Genomic DNA, 15,744 nt, shown 5'->3' with positions numbered 1-15,744 from the left:
CAGGCTCATAACCTGAAGGTCGCAGGTTCAAATCCTGCCCCCGCAACCAACGACAAACAACACCGACAAGACCCGCAAGCCCCGCGAGCAGAAACGCCCGCGGGGCTTCGCGCGTTCGCGGACCCGGACGCCTCCGCTCCCGTCGAGCTGAACCAACATTGCGGCCGATCGCTCCGATGCCGACGAGGACCCGACTCTCGACGAGGACCCGACTCTCGACGCAAACGACGCCCGCGAGGCACGGCCGGAGGCTCGCCCGCGGCGCTGGCGCGCCGTCTCACCTCCTCGTCAGCGGGCCGGGCCGACGGATCGGGCACACCTGCTCCGCCGGGCACGCACACGCTAGAGCCGTGCCTCGAGCTTGGCGAAGGTGTTCTCGATGGGGTTGACGTCCGGGCTGTAGAGGTCCGCGACGCGGAGCGGCCGGTCGTCCCGACGCGCGGCCGAGCGAGCCCGTCGATCCCAGCCGACCACCTGCGCGCCGATCACGCCCGGCAAGGCGTCCACGTCACGGCAACGGGCGAGGATCGGACTACGATGGCACAGACGCCCGAGCCTCTCGACTTCGAACCGTCACAGGGATCGACGTATTCTACCGGAGCCCGCAGGGAAGCATCGGCTGCGTGTGGCTGACCAGGGCGTACGTCAGTGCCGCGCAGCACGAAACGCTGCTGTAGATCGACGAGTGAGAAAGGCGGGGGCATGATCGACGACACACGGACGGGAGAGGCGAACCCATCCGCGGGCAGCCCCGCCGAGGTCTTCGGCGCCTTCCTGAAGCTCGGGCTGACGTCCTTCGGTGGCCCCATCGCCCACCTCGGGTACTTCCGCGACGAGCTGGTCACGCGGCGGGGCTGGCTCTCGGACGACGCCTATGCGGACCTGGTGGCGCTCTGCCAGTTCCTTCCGGGACCGGCGTCGAGCCAGGTGGGGTTCGCGCTCGGGATGTTGCGAGCGGGCTGGCTGGGAGCGCTCGCGGCCTTCACCGCGTTCACGCTGCCCTCGGCCCTGATCCTGCTCGTCTTCGCGACGACCGCTGCATCGATCACCGGGCCGATCGGGACAGGCGCGCTGGAGGGGCTCAAGATCGTCGCGGTGGCGATCGTGGCGCAGGCGGTCTGGGGCATGGCCAAGAGCCTCTGCCCGGATCGCGAGCGGGCCGGTATCGCCGTCGCCGCGGTCGCCGTCCTGGCCTTCGTTCCCGGCGCCGTCGGCATGATCGGCGCCATCGGCCTCGGCGCCGTCGCAGGGCTGGTTCTCGGGCGTGGGACGGAGAAGCCGGCTGGCGGCCACGTGACGATGGCCGTGCGCCGCTGGCAAGCTGGCGTCGCCCTCGCGGCCTTCGCCGTGCTCCTGCTCGTCCTGCCGCTCACGGCCGGCTCGTCGCAGGCGCTCGCCGTCCTCGATGCGTTCTATCGCGCGGGTGCGCTGGTCTTCGGGGGTGGTCACGTCGTGCTGCCGCTCTTGGAGGCCGAGGTCGTCCAGCCGGGTTGGGTCGGACCGGACGCGTTCCTCGCCGGCTACGGCGCCGCGCAGGCCGTCCCCGGACCACTCTTCACATTCGCCGCCTATCTCGGCGCGGTGCTCGGGCCCGAGCCGAACGGCGTCGCGGGCGCGGCCCTCGCGCTGGCCGCGATCTTCCTCCCCGGCTTCCTGCTGCTGGTCGGCGTGCTGCCGTTCTGGGACGGCCTGCGCGCCCTCGCTCCCGCGCGATCGGCGATGCAGGGGGCGAATGCGGCCGTCGTCGGCATCCTCGGCGCGGCGCTGTATTCGCCGGTCTTCACCGGCGCCATCGGCGACTTGCGAGACTTCGCCCTGGCGCTCGCCTGCTTCGTGCTGCTGATGGCATGGAAGGCGCCGCCCTGGACCGTCGTCGCCTTCGCCGCCGTCGGCGGCGCGGTGCTGGCGGTCATGGGCTGATCGCGCACGGCTCCCGTCGGAGCCACGCGTCGCTGGGACGACCAACGCGTGAAGCACCGCGTCGGCGCGCGCTCCGGCGTCGCGTGGCGCCGGATCGAGGGAGCGCGGATCCACGAAGATCGCCGTCAGCCGCGCGCGCACGGCCTCGTCGCGCAGGTCGTCCATCCCGACGCGGGAGGACATGCGATCCGGGATACGCGCGTCGTTCTCCTCCTGGCCGGTGAGGTTGGTCCGCGAGCGCGGCCCGCGAGGCGCTGTCGACGATCGGCATCCGCGGCCCTGCATACCACCGCCGCGGCCGAGCCCGTCCGAACCCCTACGGCATGCCCCGTAATTGTGGCGCATCTGTTGGAGAGCTACCAAGCCATTGAAGGACATATGTTTTTCGAACCGTTCCAAACTGGAGGACGGCACCATGACAGCGACCACTCGCCTTCCTCGTCGGCGAGACCGCGACGCGCTTGGCCTTCGTCACCGGGGGCGTGGCCGCCGCGCAGGATCGGCTGCACGTCACCGGGCTCGTCTTCCTCGGGCTGCTCGGCCTCGCGCTCGCCCGCATCACGGTGCCGATCACGAATCTCGTCCTCGACGCGACGGAGGAAACCTCCCCCTTCCGCCCGCATCCGGTGCTCTGGCTCCTCGTCGCCGCGGTCGCCGTGCGCATCCTGCCGGACCTCGGGATCATGCCTTTTCCGCCCGGGCCGCCGCACGCGCTGTCCGCGCTCCTCTTCGCCGGGGCCTTCGGCGCCTGTTCACCGACTCGCGCACCCTCGACGCGCATTCCTGCTGAGGACGCACCCGTGCCCGCTTCCGCCCTCGCGACCCGCTCGCCGCCCGCCGTCCTCGGCCTCGGCCTGCGCCCCTTCTTCCTCGCCGGCGCGATCCATGCGGCCGCCGTCGTCCTGGTCTGGGCGCCGTGGTTCCTGGGCTTCGTGTCGATCCCGAGTGCGCTGCCGCCGCTCGCCTGGCATGCGCACGAGCTCCTCTTCGGCTTCGTCCCGGCGATCGTCGCCGGCTTCCTCCTGACCGCCGTGCCGAGCTGGACGGGTCGACCTCCGCTCCGCGGCGCGCCGCTGATCGGCCTTCTCGTCCTGTGGCTCGTCGGGCGCGCCGCCATCCTCCTCGGCGAGGGGCAGGACGCGTTCGTCGTCGCCGCCGCGAGCCTCGCCTTCACGGCGGCGCTGAGCGGCTTCGTCGCGCACGAGATCCTTCGCGCGAAGAACCGGCGCAATCTCAAGGTCGTCGCGGTCCTCGTGGGCCTCCTCGCGGCGCAAGCCCTGTTCCACTACGAGGTCGCCCGTTACGGCTCCACGATCCTCGGGGACCGGATCGCGCTGGCGCTGGTGATCGTCCTCGTCACGATCATCGCCGGCCGGATCGTGCCGGCTTTCACCGGCAACTGGATCCGGCGCGCCAATCCGGGCCGGGAGCCGGCGCCGTTCGGCAGGATCGACGCCGCGGCGATGACGCTGGGAGTCGTTGCGCTCGCCGGCTGGGCGGCTGCGCCCGCGGTGCCGTCGGCCGAGGCGGCTCTCGGCGTCCTCCTGGTGACGGCGGGCGCGGCGCATCTCGTGCGCCAGGCCCGATGGGTCCCGCACCGGACGCTCGGCGAGCCGCTCGTCGCGATCCTCCACCTCGGCTACCTGTTCGTCCCGATCGGCTTCCTGCTCGCCGGCGCGGCCGCGCTCGACGGCCTGCCCGGCGCCGCGATCGGCGCGACCCACGCCTGGGCCGTCGGCGCCATCGGGGTGATGACGCTCGCCGTGATGACGCGCGCGAGCCGGGGCCATACCGGGCGCGACCTGTCCGCAGACCTCGCCACCGTCGTGATCTACCTCGCCATCGTCGCAGCGGCCGCCATGCGCGTCGCGGCCTCGATGGCGCCGCAGCACACGATGCTGCTCGTGCCGGGCTCGGCGGTCCTCTGGTCGCTCGCCTATCTCGGCTTCGCCGCCGTCTACGGCCCGATGCTCTGGCGCCCGCGAGTGGATGGGTGACCCGCAGCCGCGAGCGGAACCGAACGCGCGCCCGCTCGTCGACTCCGAGGAGCAACAGAGGAGAAACGTCATGAGCGCTTCGGAACGCCCGCCCGGGCCTATCGACGAGACGCCGGGCCCCGGCTCCCGGCCGCTTCCGCCGGGAGCGCCGAAACGTCCGGCAGATCCCGGCGGGCCCGCTTCGGGCGACGCGGGACCGAGTGGGGTCCCGGAAGGCCCGCCGCAGGATCAGCAAGATCCGCACGGCGACGTCGAGACGCGGGGCCCGCGCGAAGGGTAGAGGAAGTCGGCGGTGTCGCCGGGACGGTCCCGGCGGCCGCCACACGAAAGACGGACCGGATGGCATCGAACGACTTCGACGAGCTGATCGAGACGGCCATGGCCGAGAGCGGGGGCGCACGCCTCCTCCTCGTGCTCCTGAAGGTGGAGGGCGCCGGGACGGGAAGCGGCGGGGGCAGCCTGACCCCGGTTCTCGCCAACGACGTCGTGGTGGAGGCGGGCGTGGATCTCGACGCCGTGGTCCGTCAGGCCGACCTGGTCGGGCTGCCGTGGGACTTGATCATGGCCGCCGTCCTCACCGATCCGACGGGCAGGGTCCCGTCGAGCGCCGCGGCGGAACCGCATCTCAAGAAGATGGCCGACGATCTCATGCGCAGCGGGGACCTGTCCCGCTACGCGGTGTTCGATCGGGCGGGCGACCGGCTTTCGATCAGCCGCGCGCACTGACCGGCGCTCGGCTCGCTGCGCCGGCGCGATCCTCGAAGAGCCCGTCCATGCGCGGAGAGGGACGTTGCCCGGGAGCAAGGTCGACGGCGCTCCACGATGGCATGCTGCTCGACGGTTCAGCGGCGGGCCTTCCGCCCGATGGAGACTGCGGTGACCATCATCGACCTTTCGCTCCGCTCCCGCCCGGCGGAGCAGCCCGGACCCGCCCTGAACCGTGTTCGCACGGTCATCGAGAGCCTCGACCTCGGATGCGAATGCAAGGCGCGGCTCGCCACCGCGCTCGACCGGTTCTCGGTCCTGGAGGACAAGCGGGCGCGCCGCGAGGCCCTGACCGCCGCCCGTGGCGAGCGCGAGCGCATCGCACTGCTGCTCCAGCTCCTCGCCGAGCTGGACGAGATCCCACTGGCCGAGCCGGACGGGAGCGTCTACCGCGAGCTGGAGTTCCTGTTCCGCGATGTCGCCGCCGCCGCCGAACGCGGCGCGCAGGCGGTGGCGCGAGCGACGCAGAGCTGAGGACGCGGCTCGTGTAGCCGCATGATGCGAGGGGGCGCCGTGGCCGGATGCGCCTCTCGCTCCGAGCAATCCGTCAATTCGTGGAGGCGACGGGGGGCAGGCCGACGCCGCCCGTCGCGCCCTCGGGATCGGGCCCGTCGATCAGCCAGTCGGGGCTGGCGATCGCCGCCAGCTCGGTGCGATCGGTTATCGTGACGCGCAGGCCGTCGAGCTTCAGGCCGTGATCCTCGAGAGACCTGAGCGCTCGGCTGAGGTTCTCCGGCGTCATGCCGAGGTAGCTCGCGAGAAGGCGCTTCTCGACCGACAGGACGTATGTGTCCAAATCCCCGGCCTGGCGCGATTGCCGGAGCAGGTAGGAGGCGATGCGCTCGCGGGACGTACGAAGCTTGAGGCCCTTCGCGTGGCGCACGACCGAACGATACGCGCCGGCGAGTTCCTGGATGACGCAGACGGCGAATTCGGGATCCCGCCGGAAGACCGCCCGCAGGTCCGAAGCCGGCACGCGCACGAGCCGTGCGCGTCCCAATGCGCGTGCGGACATGAGATAGGGCGCATCGCGGATGCAGGCGGCGAGGATGAACGTTCCCGCCGGACCGACGACCGCCATCGTCGACTCCCGGTCTCTCCAGCGAGCGTAGAGCTCGATCGCCCCTTCGAGGACCACGTGGAGATAGTCGGCGGGCTCGCCCTGCTCTATGAGGCGATCACCCGAGGCGCAGGTGATCGTTTCGGCGCTCTGCATGAGCGCCTCGAAGCTCGCCAGCAGCATGTCGCAGAACAGAGGCAGGTGGCGGATTTCGCGCTTTTGATCGGGAGGCATGCTCGCCCGGGCGGTTGGTCGGCTCGTATCTGTTCGCCCTGACGGCGAGCATTGCAAGCGCTTCGTTGCGCCGAGCCCGCCCGAACGCGCCTCGCCCCGAGTGAGACAGGCTCACGCCGGGTCGGTGATATCCTCGATCCAGGTGAGCGCACGCACGCCCTGTGGAAAGCCCATCGTCGGGATCGCCATGAGCGCGACCTGCTGGAGCGCCTGCGGCTCGATGCCCTCCTCGAGGGCGCGACGCGTATGCGAATGGACCGCGCCTTCGGAGAGAGCGCCGATGGCGAGCGCGAGCTTGACGAGCCGGGCCGTACGCCCGTCGATGGGCCCGGCCTCGGAGGCGGCCTTTCCGAGTGCCGCATACGCGTCCCAGACCTCCGGATATCTCGCGGCGACATCACCGGCACCGGAGGGCAGCTGCTTTGGGTCGGTCGTCATGGTGAAACTCCGAAACCTCCCACACGCGCTTCGCCGCAGATCCGACGGGCCGAGCTTTCGGCCTGCCGAGGCCTCGCGAGCATGCGCGATGCTGGACCCTCACGCTATATGCGTCCTTGTCCTGGCGCAAACCGCCTCGACGCACCTCGCCGGCGGGTGCTACACGAGAGTGGCGTTTCGCGTCACCGAACGGAGCCCGCCTTGACGCCGATCGACCGAGCCCGGCTCGCGGCGATGCCGCTCTTCGCCGGCGTCGACGCGGCCGCTCTCGAAGAGATCGTCGCCGCGGCGCGCACGACGCGATACGCCAAGGATGCCACCGTCTTCGCGCAGGAAGAGGAGGCGCATTCGTTCTTCGTGCTGCTCGAAGGGCGCCTTCGCGTGACGAAGCTCACGCCGGACGGACAGCAGGTCGTCGTACGCTTCGTATCGGCGAGCGATCTGTTCGGCATCGCTCCGGCGGTCGGCCGCACGACCTATCCCGCCACGGCGAGCGCCATCGTCGACAGCATCGCTGCGGCTTGGCCGACGATCGCCTGGCCAAGGCTGCTGTCGCTCAACCCCGCTTTCGCGGCGAACGCGCTGCAGACCGTGGGCGGGCGTCTCCAGGACGCGCATACACGGGTCGTCGAGCTCGCCACCGAGCCGGTCGAGCAGCGGATCGCCCATGCGCTGCTGCGGCTCGCCGAGCGCTCCGGCCGCGCCGGGGCCGGTGGCGTCGAGATCGATTTCCCGCTTTCGCGCCAGGATGTCGCGGAGATGACGGGCTCGACCCTCCACACGGTGAGCCGTATTCTCAGCGCGTGGGCGAGGGACGGCGTCGTCGCCAGCGGACGCCGGCGGATCAGCGTGCGCGACCGCGCAGCGCTCTCGCGTATCGCCCGAGGAGCCGGCTGAGCTTTCGGCGGCCGAGCTTGTCCTGGCACAAGGACGCGGCGTGCGCGTTGACCAATGGGTAACGCGCCAGGATACGCCCGCCCGCCATGATCGAATTCGCAGCCGCCCTCGTCGTCTTCCTGCTCGCCCACGCCTCGCCCGCGCGCCTCGGGCTGAAGGAGCGCCTCGTCGCGCGGATGGGCCGGCGCGGCTATCTCGTCGGTTACTCCCTGGTGTCGCTCGCCCTGCTGGCTTGGCTGATCGACGCCGCCCGACGGGCGCCTCACCTTCCGCTCTGGGATCCCGCCCCCTGGCAGGCGTGGGTCCCGCTCGTCGCGATGCCGGTCGCCTTCGTGCTGCTCGTCGCAGGGCTCGCCCAGCCGAATCCGCTCTCGATCTCGCTGCGCGCGGGCGACGAGCCCGGCGCCATCGTCGCGGTGACGCGTCATCCGGTGCTCTGGGGCTTCCTGGTCTGGGCGCTGGCGCACATCCCCTCGAACGGGGACCTCGTATCGCTCGTTCTCTTCGGCGGCATGGCTGTCTTCGCCGCGGTCGGATTCCCGATCCTGGACCGGCGAGCCCGAACGCGCCTCGGGGAGGCGCGCTGGCGCGTGCTGGTCGAGCGCGGCGGGCCGCGGACCGAACGGGGCGGCCTCGCCCTCGCGGCCTTTGCCGGGCTGATGCTCTACGCTTGGTTCCTGCTCCGAGGCCATGCGCTTCTGATCGGCGTCGATCCGGTGGCGTGGCTCGCATGGTGGCCACGATGATCGGGCTCGGCCTCGCGAGATCGCTGGCGCCGCGCAGGCACGCATCCTACATCTCGGCTTCGTGTATTCAGCCGGGAATGGAGCCCGCCTCGCGCATGGCGCAGCCGACGACGCATCGCCTCGCCGCCGACCAGCTGGTGGAGGCCATCACCGACGTCGCCCTCGTCGTCCTGGACCCCAGGGGCCTGATCGAGAGCTGGAACGCCGGCGCATGCGCACTCACCGGCTGGACGTCGGAGGAGGTGCTGGGACAGCAATTCTCGATCATCTATCCGCCCGAGGACATCGCCGAAGGCAAGCCGGAGCGCGAGCTCGCGATCGCCCTCGAGACCGGGCGCTACACCGAGCAGGGCGCGCGGCAGCGCAAGGACGGCTCGCGCTTCGTCGCCAAGACGACGATCACGCTGCTGACCGACGACGCGGGGGTGCCGGTCGGCTTCGCCAAGGCGACCATAGATATCACCGATCTCGTCGCCGCCGAGGACGCGCTCGAGCGGCGCGAGGCGCACCTCACCTCGATCCTCGAGACCGTGCCGGACGCGATGATCGTCACCGACGAGCGCGGCACGATCGAGAGCTTCTCGGCGACCGCCGTGCGGCTCTTCGGCTACGAGGCGCAGGAGGTGATCGGCGAGAACGTACGCATGCTGATGCCGAGCCCGTATCGGGAGCATCACGACGGCTACATGCGCCGCTATCTCGAGACCGGCGAGCGGCGCATCGTCGGCACGGGTCGCGTGGTGACGGGGCAGCGCAAGGACGCCACCACCTTTCCCATGGAGCTCGCCATCGGCGAGATGCGCGAGGGCGGGCGGCGGCGCTTCACGGGCTTCATCCGCGACGTCTCCGACCGCCAGCGCGCGCAGACGCGGCTCGCCGAGCTGCAGGCGGAGCTGGTGCACATGTCGCGCTTCACGGCGCTCGGCGAGATGGCCTCCACGCTCGCCCACGAGATCAACCAGCCGCTGACCGCGATCGCCAACTACCTCAAGGGCTGCCGGCGCATCCTCGAGAAGATGGACGGGCCGCAGGTCCCGATGCTGTCCGGGGCCGTCGAGGAAGCCGCGAACCAGGCGCTGCGCGCGGGCCAGGTGATCCGTCACCTGCGCGAGTTCGTCGCCCGCGGCGAGAGCGAGCGGCACATCGAGAGCCTGCCCAAGCTCGTCGAGGATGCGTGCGCGCTCGCGCTCGTCGGTGCCCGCGAGAAGGGCGTGCGCGTCTCCTACCGGTTCGATCCGCAGGCCAAGCTCGCGCTCGTCGACCGTATCCAGGTCCAGCAGGTCCTGCTCAACCTCATCCGCAACGCCATCGAGGCGATGGTCGAGGGCGCGCGCCGCGAGCTCGTCGTCACCACGAGAGCCCTGCCGCACGAAGGCCTCGTCGAGATTCGCGTGGCCGACACCGGCCCGGGCATCGCGCCCGAGATCGCGACCCATCTGTTCCAGCCGTTCGTCACCACGAAGGCGCACGGCATGGGGGTGGGCCTTTCCATCTGCCGGACGATCGTCGAGTCCCACGGCGGCAAGATCTCCGCGGACAGCGAGCCAGGGCGCGGGACGACCTTCCGGTTCACCCTGCGCGCCCTGGACGAAAAGGAATTGGACGATGTCGAATGACGCTATCGTGCACGTGATCGACGACGATCACGGCGTGCGCGAATCCATGTGCTTTCTCCTGGCGTCCGAAGGTCTCGCCGTTCGGGCCCACGATACCGCCGACGCCTTCCTGACGAAGGTGACGTCGGCCCCGACCGGCTGCGTCGTTTCCGACATCCGCATGCCCGGCACGGACGGCATCGAGCTGCTCCGGCGCATGACGGCGAAGGGCTGGCGGGTGCCCGTGATCGTCATGACGGGGCATGCCGACGTGCCGTTGGCTGTCGAGGCGATGAAGGAGGGCGCCGTCGACTTCATCGAGAAGCCCTTCGACGACGAGAGGCTGCTCTCGACGGTTCGTGCTGCCCTGGAGCGCGGGGTCTCGGCCGCGCAGCAGGATGCCGAGACGGGCGAGATCAGGACCCGGCTGAAGACCCTCTCCGAGCGCGAGCGCCAGGTGCTCGAGGGGCTCGTCGCGGGGAAGGCCAACAAGGTCATCGCCTACGATCTCGAAATCAGCCACCGCACCGTCGAGATCTATCGCGCGAACGTCATGACGAAGATGAAGGCCGGTAGCCTCTCGGAACTGGTTCGAATGGCGCTGGTCTGCGAAGTACGGCGTGGATGACTGCACGGGTTGCCGCGGTCCTTAAGGGTTGCTCCTGAATGGAGTGCACGGCGCTTGTTGGTCATATGGGGTTCCGAGTTCGCTCTCACGACGAGAGCGGTCGCCCAAGGAGAGCCCGGCCATGGAGCACGCGCCGGAACTCGTCGTCGTGGTGGACGACGACGAAGCCGTCAGGCGGGCATTGACGTTCTCGCTCCAGCTCGAAGGGCTGGAGGTCGAAGCGTACGAGAGCGGAGATCACCTTCTCACCTCGATACGACCCGACATCGGCTGCCTCGTCGTCGATTTCCGCATGCCCGGCATGGACGGAATCACGTTGATCGAGCGTCTGCGCGAGATCGGTCGAGAACCGCCGGCGATCCTGATCGCATCGAAGCTCGATCCATCCCTTCAGGCGCGTGCGACCGCTGCCGGTATCGATCTCGTGCTGGAAAAGCCGCTCGAGGATGCCGCCCTGATCGACGGGATCAAGGCGGCGCTGGCGCGTCCGCGAGCAGTGTCCGGGACCATCCTTAGGGAAGGCGCCTGAATACCGGAACGTCTCGCGGCACGGTACGCCTCGTCCGGTGATCCTGCATCTGCAGCAGAAGCCCGGAGAGCCCCATGCCGCCGCTCGCTGTCCTCGACGTCCCTGCCGACGATGCGTGCGCCTGCGATCGCCCGAAGGGTGCACTGCTCTCGATCGATGCGGCGATCCCGCGGGCGGCCGCTTGGGCATCCCCGATCACGGACGTGAATTTCCTTCCCCTCGGCGGCGCGCGTGGGCGGCTGCTCGCGCACGCCGTGCAGGCGCGCCTGACTTCCCCGGCTTTCGACCGCTCGGCGATGGACGGCTACGCCGTTCGCGCCGGTGACGGGCTCGAGCCGGGCGCGCGCCTGTCCGTCAAAGGGCGCATCGCCGCCGGCGCGCGGGGAATTCCTCTCGGACGGGGAGAGGCGGCGCGGATCTTCACCGGCGCGCCGATCCCCCCGGGCGCGGACGCCGTCGTGATGCAGGAGGATGTCCGCCGCCACGACGGAACGATCGTCCTCGACCGCGCGGTGCGTGCAGGCGCCCATATCCGGTCGGCCGGAGAGGACGTCGCCTTCGGCGATCGCCTCGCCGAGGGGGGTGCGCGCGTCGACGCCCGGCTGATCGCGCTCCTCGCCGCGCAAGGGATCGCCATGGTGCCGACGCGCCGCCGGCCGCGAGTCGCAGTGCTCTCGACCGGCGACGAGCTCGTCGAGCCCGGCGCGCCGCTCGGACCGGCCGCCATCTACGACGCGAACCGCCCGATGTTGCTGTCTCTGATCCAGGCCGCCGGCTGCGAGGTAGTCGACGCCGGTATCATTCGCGACGATCCGTGGGAGCAGGGCGAGCGGCTCGCCTCGCTGGCGGAGAGCTGCGACCTGCTCGTCACCTCGGGCGGTGCGTCCGTCGGAGAGGAAGACCATGCCGGGCGCGCCCTTCGCCTGGCGGGCGGCGACGGGGAGGCTCTGGCCATGGCGCTCAAGCCCGGGAAGCCGGCGCTCGTCGGGCGGATCGGCGCCGCGGCGGTGCTCGGTCTGCCCGGCAATCCCGTATCGGCGCTCGTCGTGTTCATGCTTCTCGGCCGGGCGATGCTCGCCCGTCTCGGCGGCGCCGCGCCGCACCGGCCCGCCGGCCTCCCCGTGCCTCTCGCGGAGCAGCTCGCCCGCAAGCCCGGCCGCACGGAATTCGTGCCGGGACGTCTCGTACGCGGCCAGCACGGTCCGCGGCTCGCTCTCCTGTCCTCCAACTCCGCCCGCCTGCGGCCCCTCGTCGAGGCCGACGGCCTCGCGGAGATCCCGACCGACATGGCGCGCGCCGCGCCTGATACGCCGGTGGCCTTCCACGCGTTCTCGGGGCTGCTCTGCTGAGGGACGCCTCAAGCCGACGCGGGCCGGAACGCCTCCACGACCTCCGGCCGCGTCTCGATCCGCGCCGCACCGATCAGGTCGAGGCAGTACGGCACCGCGGGCATGACGGCGAGCAGCGTCGTGCGGATCGAGGACGGCTTGCCCGGCAGGTTGATCACGAGCGCGCGCCCGCGGATGCCGGCGGTCTGGCGTGAGAGGATCGCGGTCGGCACGCGCTCCAGGCTCTTCGCCCGCATCAGCTCGCCGAAGCCGGGCAGCAGCTTCTCGCAGGCGGCCTGCGTCGCCTCCGGCGTGAGGTCGCGTGGGGCGGGGCCGGTGCCGCCCGTCGTGAGCACGAGATCGCAGCCCTCCTCGTCCACGAGGGCGACGATGGCGTCGCGCACGCTCTCGACGCCGTCGGGAACGAGGAACGCGAGCGGCTCGAACGGCGTGGCGAGCATCTCGTCCAGCGCCGCGCGGATCGCCGGCCCGCTCGCATCCTCGTAGATCCCGGCGCTGGCGCGGTCCGAGACGGTGAGAATGGCGATGCGGGCCGGGCGGCCGGTGTCGTCCGCCATCCTCAGCCTCCGGTGACGTTCATGTGCCGAGCGACGGCCGGCCCGCGCCCCCGCTCGACCACGAAATCGTGCCCCTCGGGCTTGTTCGCGATCGCCGCGTCCATCGCCGCGTGCAGCCGCGCGTCGCCCTCCGAGCCGCGCAAGGCTGCGCGCAGGTCGTACGCTCCCTCGTGGCCCAGGCAGGTGAAGAGCTGGCCCGTGCAGGTGACTCGCACGCGGTTGCAGCTCTCACAGAAGTTATGGGACAGCGGCGTGATGAAGCCGAGCCGGCCCCCCGTCTCCGCGACGCGCACGTAGCGCGCCGGCCCGCCGGTGCGGTGCGCGATCGGCTCCAGCGTGAAGCGCCGCCCGAGACGCGCCTTCACGGTCTCGAGCGAGAGATATTGGTCGGCCCGGTGTTGGCCGACGTCGCCCAGCGGCATCACCTCGATCAGCGTCAGGTCCATGCCGCGCCCGTGGGCGAAGCGCATCAGGCGCTCGATCTCGCCCTCGTCGGCATCCTGCAGCGCGACCGCGTTGAGCTTCACCGAAAGCCCGGCTTGCTGCGCCGCGTCGAGCCCGGCGAGGATCTTGTCGAGGGAGCCCCAGCGGGTGACGGCGCGGTAGCGCTCGGGGCAGAGGGTATCCAGAGAGACGTTGATGCGCCGCACGCCCCGCTCCGCCAGCGCCTCGGCGTTGCGGGACAAGAGCGTGCCATTCGTCGTGAGCGTGATCTCGTCGAGCGCGCCGGCATCCAGGTGCCGCGAGAGCCCGCCGATCAGGTCGATCAGATCGCGGCGCACCAGCGGCTCGCCGCCGGTGAAGCGCAGCTTGCGCACGCCGCGCGCCACGAAGGCCGAGCACAGCCGGTCGAGCTCCTCGAGCGAGAGAAGCTCGCGCTTGGGGAGGAAGGTCATCGCCTCCGACATGCAGTAGACGCAGCGCAGGTCGCAGCGGTCCGTCACCGAGACGCGCAGATACGTGACGTGCCGTGCGAAGCCGTCGACGAGGGGCGCGCAGCCCAGGGCGGGACAGGTCATGGATCGTCCCCTCAGTGCGCGTGGCTGCAGGCGGGTCCGGCTCGCGTGGCCCGGAGCGCGAAGGAGAGCATGGTCTTGAGGCAGGCGCCGCCCGGGTCCTCGGCGCGGCCGATCGTGCCGATCAGCGAGACCCAGTCGTCGTCGCCGGCGCTCGCGGTGAAGGCCTGCACCGCGCGCGCGGCGAACCCGCCGGGAGTGAGGCCGTCGCGCGACGCGGCGGCCTCGACCTCGGCCAGAAGCGGCAGGTCGCCGAGGTCGACGAGGGCCCGCATGGCGACGACCTCGTCGTCGAGGCGTGCGATGATGTCTCCGAGCAGCATCGTCGCCTCCTCAAAGCACGTTGAGCGCGCCGGGCGCGGGGATCTCGAGGCCCTCGACTGCGGATGCGGCGAGGAGGCGCGCCACGTACTGCGCCTCGGCGCGTCGGCGCACCGCCTCGCGGAGATAGGCCGCGATCCGGCCCTCGACCGCCTCGAAGGGCAGGATCCGGCCCTCGATCCTGCGATCGAGGCGGACGACGTGGACGCCGTAACGGGTCCCGACCGGATCGGACACCGCGCCGGGCGCGAGCGCGTCCATGGCGGCCTCGAACTCGGGCGTGGTCTCGCCCCGGCGGACCTGGCCGAGATGGCCGTCCTCCTCCGCCGAGGGGCAGGTCGAATGGAGCCGCGCCAGCTCGGCGAGGTCGCCGGGGCGCTCCTTCAGATGCGCGGCGAGCCGGCCGGCCTTGTCCAGCGCGGCGGCGAAGGCGGCCTCGTCCTCCCGCGGCGCGCCGACGAGAATGTGGGCGGCCTCGTAGAGGGTCGGCGCGCGGAAGCGCTCGCGGTTCGTCTCGTAGAAGCGCCGGCACTCGTCCTCGGTCGGCTCGGGCGTCACCACCTCTCGCTCGACCAGCGCGCGCTGGTCCGCCTCAGCCTGGGTTTCGCGCCGGCCCTGCGCGTCCGCGCGAGGAACGCCGACGACGCCCTGCCGCTCGGCCTCCTGCGCCAGCGCCTCGCGCAGCACGAGGGCGAGCGCCGCCTGCTTCCAGGCCGCGACCGGGGTGAGCGCCGGATGGTTCTGCACCTCGCGGGCGATCATCGCGTGGGACAGGATCTTGCCGCCGACGCGGATCGGGCGGCGGGGCGCGTTGGGGATCTGGCGGACGGAGCAGGCGGACATGGGGACGCTCCTCGGGGGCGAGCTGGAAGGGATGGGCCGGCCCGGACGGCAGCTGCCGGGCCGGCGAGGTCCGTCACTCGGCGGGCTGGGCCGCGGGGACGGGACGGGCGCGCGCAGGACGCGCCGCCGGGGCCGGCTCTTTCGCGGAGGCCGGCTTCTTGGTGCGGACCACCTGCCAGCCGCGCCGGCCGAGATACCAGACCGGGGCGGACCAGACGTGGACGAGACGGGTGAAGGGGAAGACGAGGAAGATCGTCATGCCGAGCAGGAGGTGAGCCTTGAAGATCGGGTGCACGTCCGCGATCACCGCCGAGACGCCGGGCTGGAGCGTCAGTACGCCCTGCGCCCAGGTCATGAACTTCACCATCTCGTGCCCGTCCATGTGCCCGAGCGAGAGCGGGATCGTGGCGAGGCCGAGCAGCAGCTGCGCGAAGAGGATCAGCAGGATCGCCGTATCCGCGAAGCGCGAGGTCGCGCGGATACGCGGGTCGAACAGCCGCCGATGCGTGAGCAGCGCGATGCCGGCGAGCGTCGCGAGGCCGGCGATGCCGCCCACCACGATCGCCATGCCCTGCTTGAAGCCGTGGCCGATGCCGAGCGCGTCGAAGACCGCGATGGGCGTGAGAAGGCCGACGAGATGGCCTGCGAAGATGACGAGAATGCCCACGTGGAACAGCACCGAGCCGGCGACGAGCTGCTTGCGCCGCAGGAGCTGGCTCGAGCTCGCCTTCCAGGTGTACTGCTCCCGGTCGAAGCGCAGCAGCGAGCCGACCAGGAATACGGTGAGCGCGAGATAGGGAAACCATCCGAAGAGGATGTGGTTGAGCGCGGTTTCCATGACACGGGCTC

The 15,744-nt window shown here is 71.2% G+C and carries 18 protein-coding genes; 10 read left to right on the top strand and 8 right to left on the bottom strand.

The genetic code is table 11. The features are described from left to right. Window positions 1–342: 342 nt before the first annotated feature. Window positions 343–507 carry a hypothetical protein gene (locus ACTZWW_RS12220; protein ID WP_444781230.1) on the bottom strand — a complete coding sequence of 55 codons (165 nt, stop codon included), beginning with the start codon at window positions 505–507 and terminating at the stop codon, window positions 343–345. Between the two features lie 195 nt (window positions 508–702). Between ACTZWW_RS12220 and chrA the strand changes: the two genes are divergently transcribed. The 4 genes from chrA (at window position 703) to ACTZWW_RS12200 (ending at window position 5,156) form a co-directional block, all read left to right on the top strand. Continuing rightward, window positions 703–1,920: a chromate efflux transporter gene (gene chrA / locus ACTZWW_RS12215; RefSeq protein ID WP_444781229.1), complete on the top strand. Its 1,218-nt coding sequence runs from the start codon at window positions 703–705 to the stop codon at window positions 1,918–1,920. 461 nt (window positions 1,921–2,381) lie between these two features. Next, window positions 2,382–3,917, top strand: a complete 1,536-nt coding sequence (locus ACTZWW_RS12210) for an NnrS family protein (protein WP_444781228.1) — start codon at window positions 2,382–2,384, stop codon at window positions 3,915–3,917. A 339-nt stretch (window positions 3,918–4,256) separates the two neighbouring features. Beyond that, window positions 4,257–4,643 carry a hypothetical protein gene (locus ACTZWW_RS12205; protein ID WP_444781227.1) on the top strand — a complete coding sequence of 129 codons (387 nt, stop codon included), beginning with the start codon at window positions 4,257–4,259 and terminating at the stop codon, window positions 4,641–4,643. Between the two features lie 150 nt (window positions 4,644–4,793). Further along, entirely contained in the window at window positions 4,794–5,156 is a 363-nt protein-coding gene (locus ACTZWW_RS12200) for a hypothetical protein (RefSeq protein ID WP_444781226.1), read from the top strand. Window positions 5,157–5,229: 73 nt separating this feature from the next. Here ACTZWW_RS12200 and ACTZWW_RS12195 read toward each other — a convergent pair whose 3' ends face one another. Both ACTZWW_RS12195 and ACTZWW_RS12190 read right to left on the bottom strand, forming a co-directional pair. Beyond that, entirely contained in the window at window positions 5,230–5,976 is a 747-nt protein-coding gene (locus tag ACTZWW_RS12195; RefSeq protein ID WP_444781225.1) for a cyclic nucleotide-binding domain-containing protein, read from the bottom strand. A 111-nt stretch (window positions 5,977–6,087) separates the two neighbouring features. Continuing rightward, the gene (locus ACTZWW_RS12190; protein WP_444781224.1) at window positions 6,088–6,414 is read right to left on the bottom strand and encodes a carboxymuconolactone decarboxylase family protein; all 327 of its coding nucleotides are present in this window, start codon (window positions 6,412–6,414) and stop codon (window positions 6,088–6,090) included. Between the two features lie 201 nt (window positions 6,415–6,615). On the opposite strand from ACTZWW_RS12190, the gene ACTZWW_RS12185 reads away from it, so the two are divergent. The 6 genes from ACTZWW_RS12185 (at window position 6,616) to ACTZWW_RS12160 (ending at window position 12,158) form a co-directional block, all read left to right on the top strand. Beyond that, complete coding sequence (locus tag ACTZWW_RS12185) at window positions 6,616–7,311, top strand: Crp/Fnr family transcriptional regulator (protein WP_444781223.1); 696 nt, start codon at window positions 6,616–6,618, stop codon at window positions 7,309–7,311. Window positions 7,312–7,397: 86 nt separating this feature from the next. Further along, window positions 7,398–8,057, top strand: a complete 660-nt coding sequence (locus ACTZWW_RS12180; RefSeq protein WP_444781222.1) for an NnrU family protein — start codon at window positions 7,398–7,400, stop codon at window positions 8,055–8,057. Between the two features lie 95 nt (window positions 8,058–8,152). Beyond that, window positions 8,153–9,673, top strand: a complete 1,521-nt coding sequence (locus ACTZWW_RS12175; protein ID WP_444781221.1) for a PAS domain-containing sensor histidine kinase — start codon at window positions 8,153–8,155, stop codon at window positions 9,671–9,673. Continuing rightward, window positions 9,663–10,280, top strand: coding sequence for a response regulator FixJ (fixJ, locus tag ACTZWW_RS12170; RefSeq protein ID WP_444781220.1), 618 nt, complete (start codon window positions 9,663–9,665; stop codon window positions 10,278–10,280). The genes ACTZWW_RS12175 and fixJ overlap by 11 nt, the downstream gene beginning before the upstream one ends. Window positions 10,281–10,401: 121 nt before the next feature. Continuing rightward, on the top strand, window positions 10,402–10,809 hold the full coding sequence (locus ACTZWW_RS12165) for a response regulator transcription factor (RefSeq protein ID WP_444781219.1): 408 nt from the start codon (window positions 10,402–10,404) through the stop codon (window positions 10,807–10,809). A gap of 74 nt (window positions 10,810–10,883) precedes the next feature. Continuing rightward, complete coding sequence (locus ACTZWW_RS12160; protein ID WP_444781218.1) at window positions 10,884–12,158, top strand: molybdopterin molybdotransferase MoeA; 1,275 nt, start codon at window positions 10,884–10,886, stop codon at window positions 12,156–12,158. 8 nt (window positions 12,159–12,166) lie between these two features. On the opposite strand, the gene mog is transcribed toward ACTZWW_RS12160, so the two are convergent. The 5 genes from mog to narI all read right to left on the bottom strand — a co-directional run bounded on the left by mog (window position 12,167) and on the right by narI (window position 15,733). Further along, window positions 12,167–12,715 (bottom strand): molybdopterin adenylyltransferase, encoded by a 549-nt coding sequence (mog, locus tag ACTZWW_RS12155; protein ID WP_444781217.1) that lies wholly within the window; start codon window positions 12,713–12,715, stop codon window positions 12,167–12,169. Between the two features lie 2 nt (window positions 12,716–12,717). Further along, the gene (gene moaA, locus ACTZWW_RS12150; RefSeq protein WP_444781216.1) at window positions 12,718–13,734 is read right to left on the bottom strand and encodes a GTP 3',8-cyclase MoaA; all 1,017 of its coding nucleotides are present in this window, start codon (window positions 13,732–13,734) and stop codon (window positions 12,718–12,720) included. A gap of 11 nt (window positions 13,735–13,745) precedes the next feature. After that, window positions 13,746–14,054, bottom strand: a complete 309-nt coding sequence (locus tag ACTZWW_RS12145) for a hypothetical protein (protein WP_444781215.1) — start codon at window positions 14,052–14,054, stop codon at window positions 13,746–13,748. A 10-nt stretch (window positions 14,055–14,064) separates the two neighbouring features. After that, window positions 14,065–14,895, bottom strand: a complete 831-nt coding sequence (locus tag ACTZWW_RS12140) for a peptidylprolyl isomerase (RefSeq protein ID WP_444781214.1) — start codon at window positions 14,893–14,895, stop codon at window positions 14,065–14,067. A 73-nt stretch (window positions 14,896–14,968) separates the two neighbouring features. Next, window positions 14,969–15,733 (bottom strand): respiratory nitrate reductase subunit gamma, encoded by a 765-nt coding sequence (gene narI / locus ACTZWW_RS12135; protein WP_444781213.1) that lies wholly within the window; start codon window positions 15,731–15,733, stop codon window positions 14,969–14,971. Between the last annotated feature and the right edge of the window lie 11 nt (window positions 15,734–15,744).

Source organism: Salinarimonas sp. NSM, assembly GCF_052380005.1.
GTDB lineage: Bacteria > Pseudomonadota > Alphaproteobacteria > Rhizobiales > Beijerinckiaceae > Salinarimonas.
The sequence above is the reverse complement of the archived record's forward strand: the minus strand, read 5'-3'. Positions and strand labels throughout refer to the sequence as shown.

Excerpts from the sequence above, each read along its gene's own strand:
- mog (WP_444781217.1), bottom strand. The coding sequence starts at position 12,715 with ATGGCGGACGACACCGGCCGCCCGGCCCGCATCGCCATTCTCACCGTC.
- moaA (WP_444781216.1), bottom strand. The coding sequence starts at position 13,734 with ATGACCTGTCCCGCCCTGGGCTGCGCGCCCCTCGTCGACGGCTTCGCA.
- narI (WP_444781213.1), bottom strand. The coding sequence starts at position 15,733 with ATGGAAACCGCGCTCAACCACATCCTCTTCGGATGGTTTCCCTATCTC.
- fixJ (WP_444781220.1), top strand. The coding sequence starts at position 9,663 with ATGTCGAATGACGCTATCGTGCACGTGATCGACGACGATCACGGCGTG.
- chrA (WP_444781229.1), top strand. The coding sequence starts at position 703 with ATGATCGACGACACACGGACGGGAGAGGCGAACCCATCCGCGGGCAGC.
- ACTZWW_RS12195 (WP_444781225.1), bottom strand. The coding sequence starts at position 5,976 with ATGCCTCCCGATCAAAAGCGCGAAATCCGCCACCTGCCTCTGTTCTGC.
- ACTZWW_RS12140 (WP_444781214.1), bottom strand. The coding sequence starts at position 14,895 with ATGTCCGCCTGCTCCGTCCGCCAGATCCCCAACGCGCCCCGCCGCCCG.
- ACTZWW_RS12190 (WP_444781224.1), bottom strand. The coding sequence starts at position 6,414 with ATGACGACCGACCCAAAGCAGCTGCCCTCCGGTGCCGGTGATGTCGCC.
- ACTZWW_RS12180 (WP_444781222.1), top strand. The coding sequence starts at position 7,398 with ATGATCGAATTCGCAGCCGCCCTCGTCGTCTTCCTGCTCGCCCACGCC.
- ACTZWW_RS12145 (WP_444781215.1), bottom strand. The coding sequence starts at position 14,054 with ATGCTGCTCGGAGACATCATCGCACGCCTCGACGACGAGGTCGTCGCC.
- ACTZWW_RS12205 (WP_444781227.1), top strand. The coding sequence starts at position 4,257 with ATGGCATCGAACGACTTCGACGAGCTGATCGAGACGGCCATGGCCGAG.
- ACTZWW_RS12175 (WP_444781221.1), top strand. The coding sequence starts at position 8,153 with ATGGCGCAGCCGACGACGCATCGCCTCGCCGCCGACCAGCTGGTGGAG.
- ACTZWW_RS12160 (WP_444781218.1), top strand. The coding sequence starts at position 10,884 with ATGCCGCCGCTCGCTGTCCTCGACGTCCCTGCCGACGATGCGTGCGCC.
- ACTZWW_RS12165 (WP_444781219.1), top strand. The coding sequence starts at position 10,402 with ATGGAGCACGCGCCGGAACTCGTCGTCGTGGTGGACGACGACGAAGCC.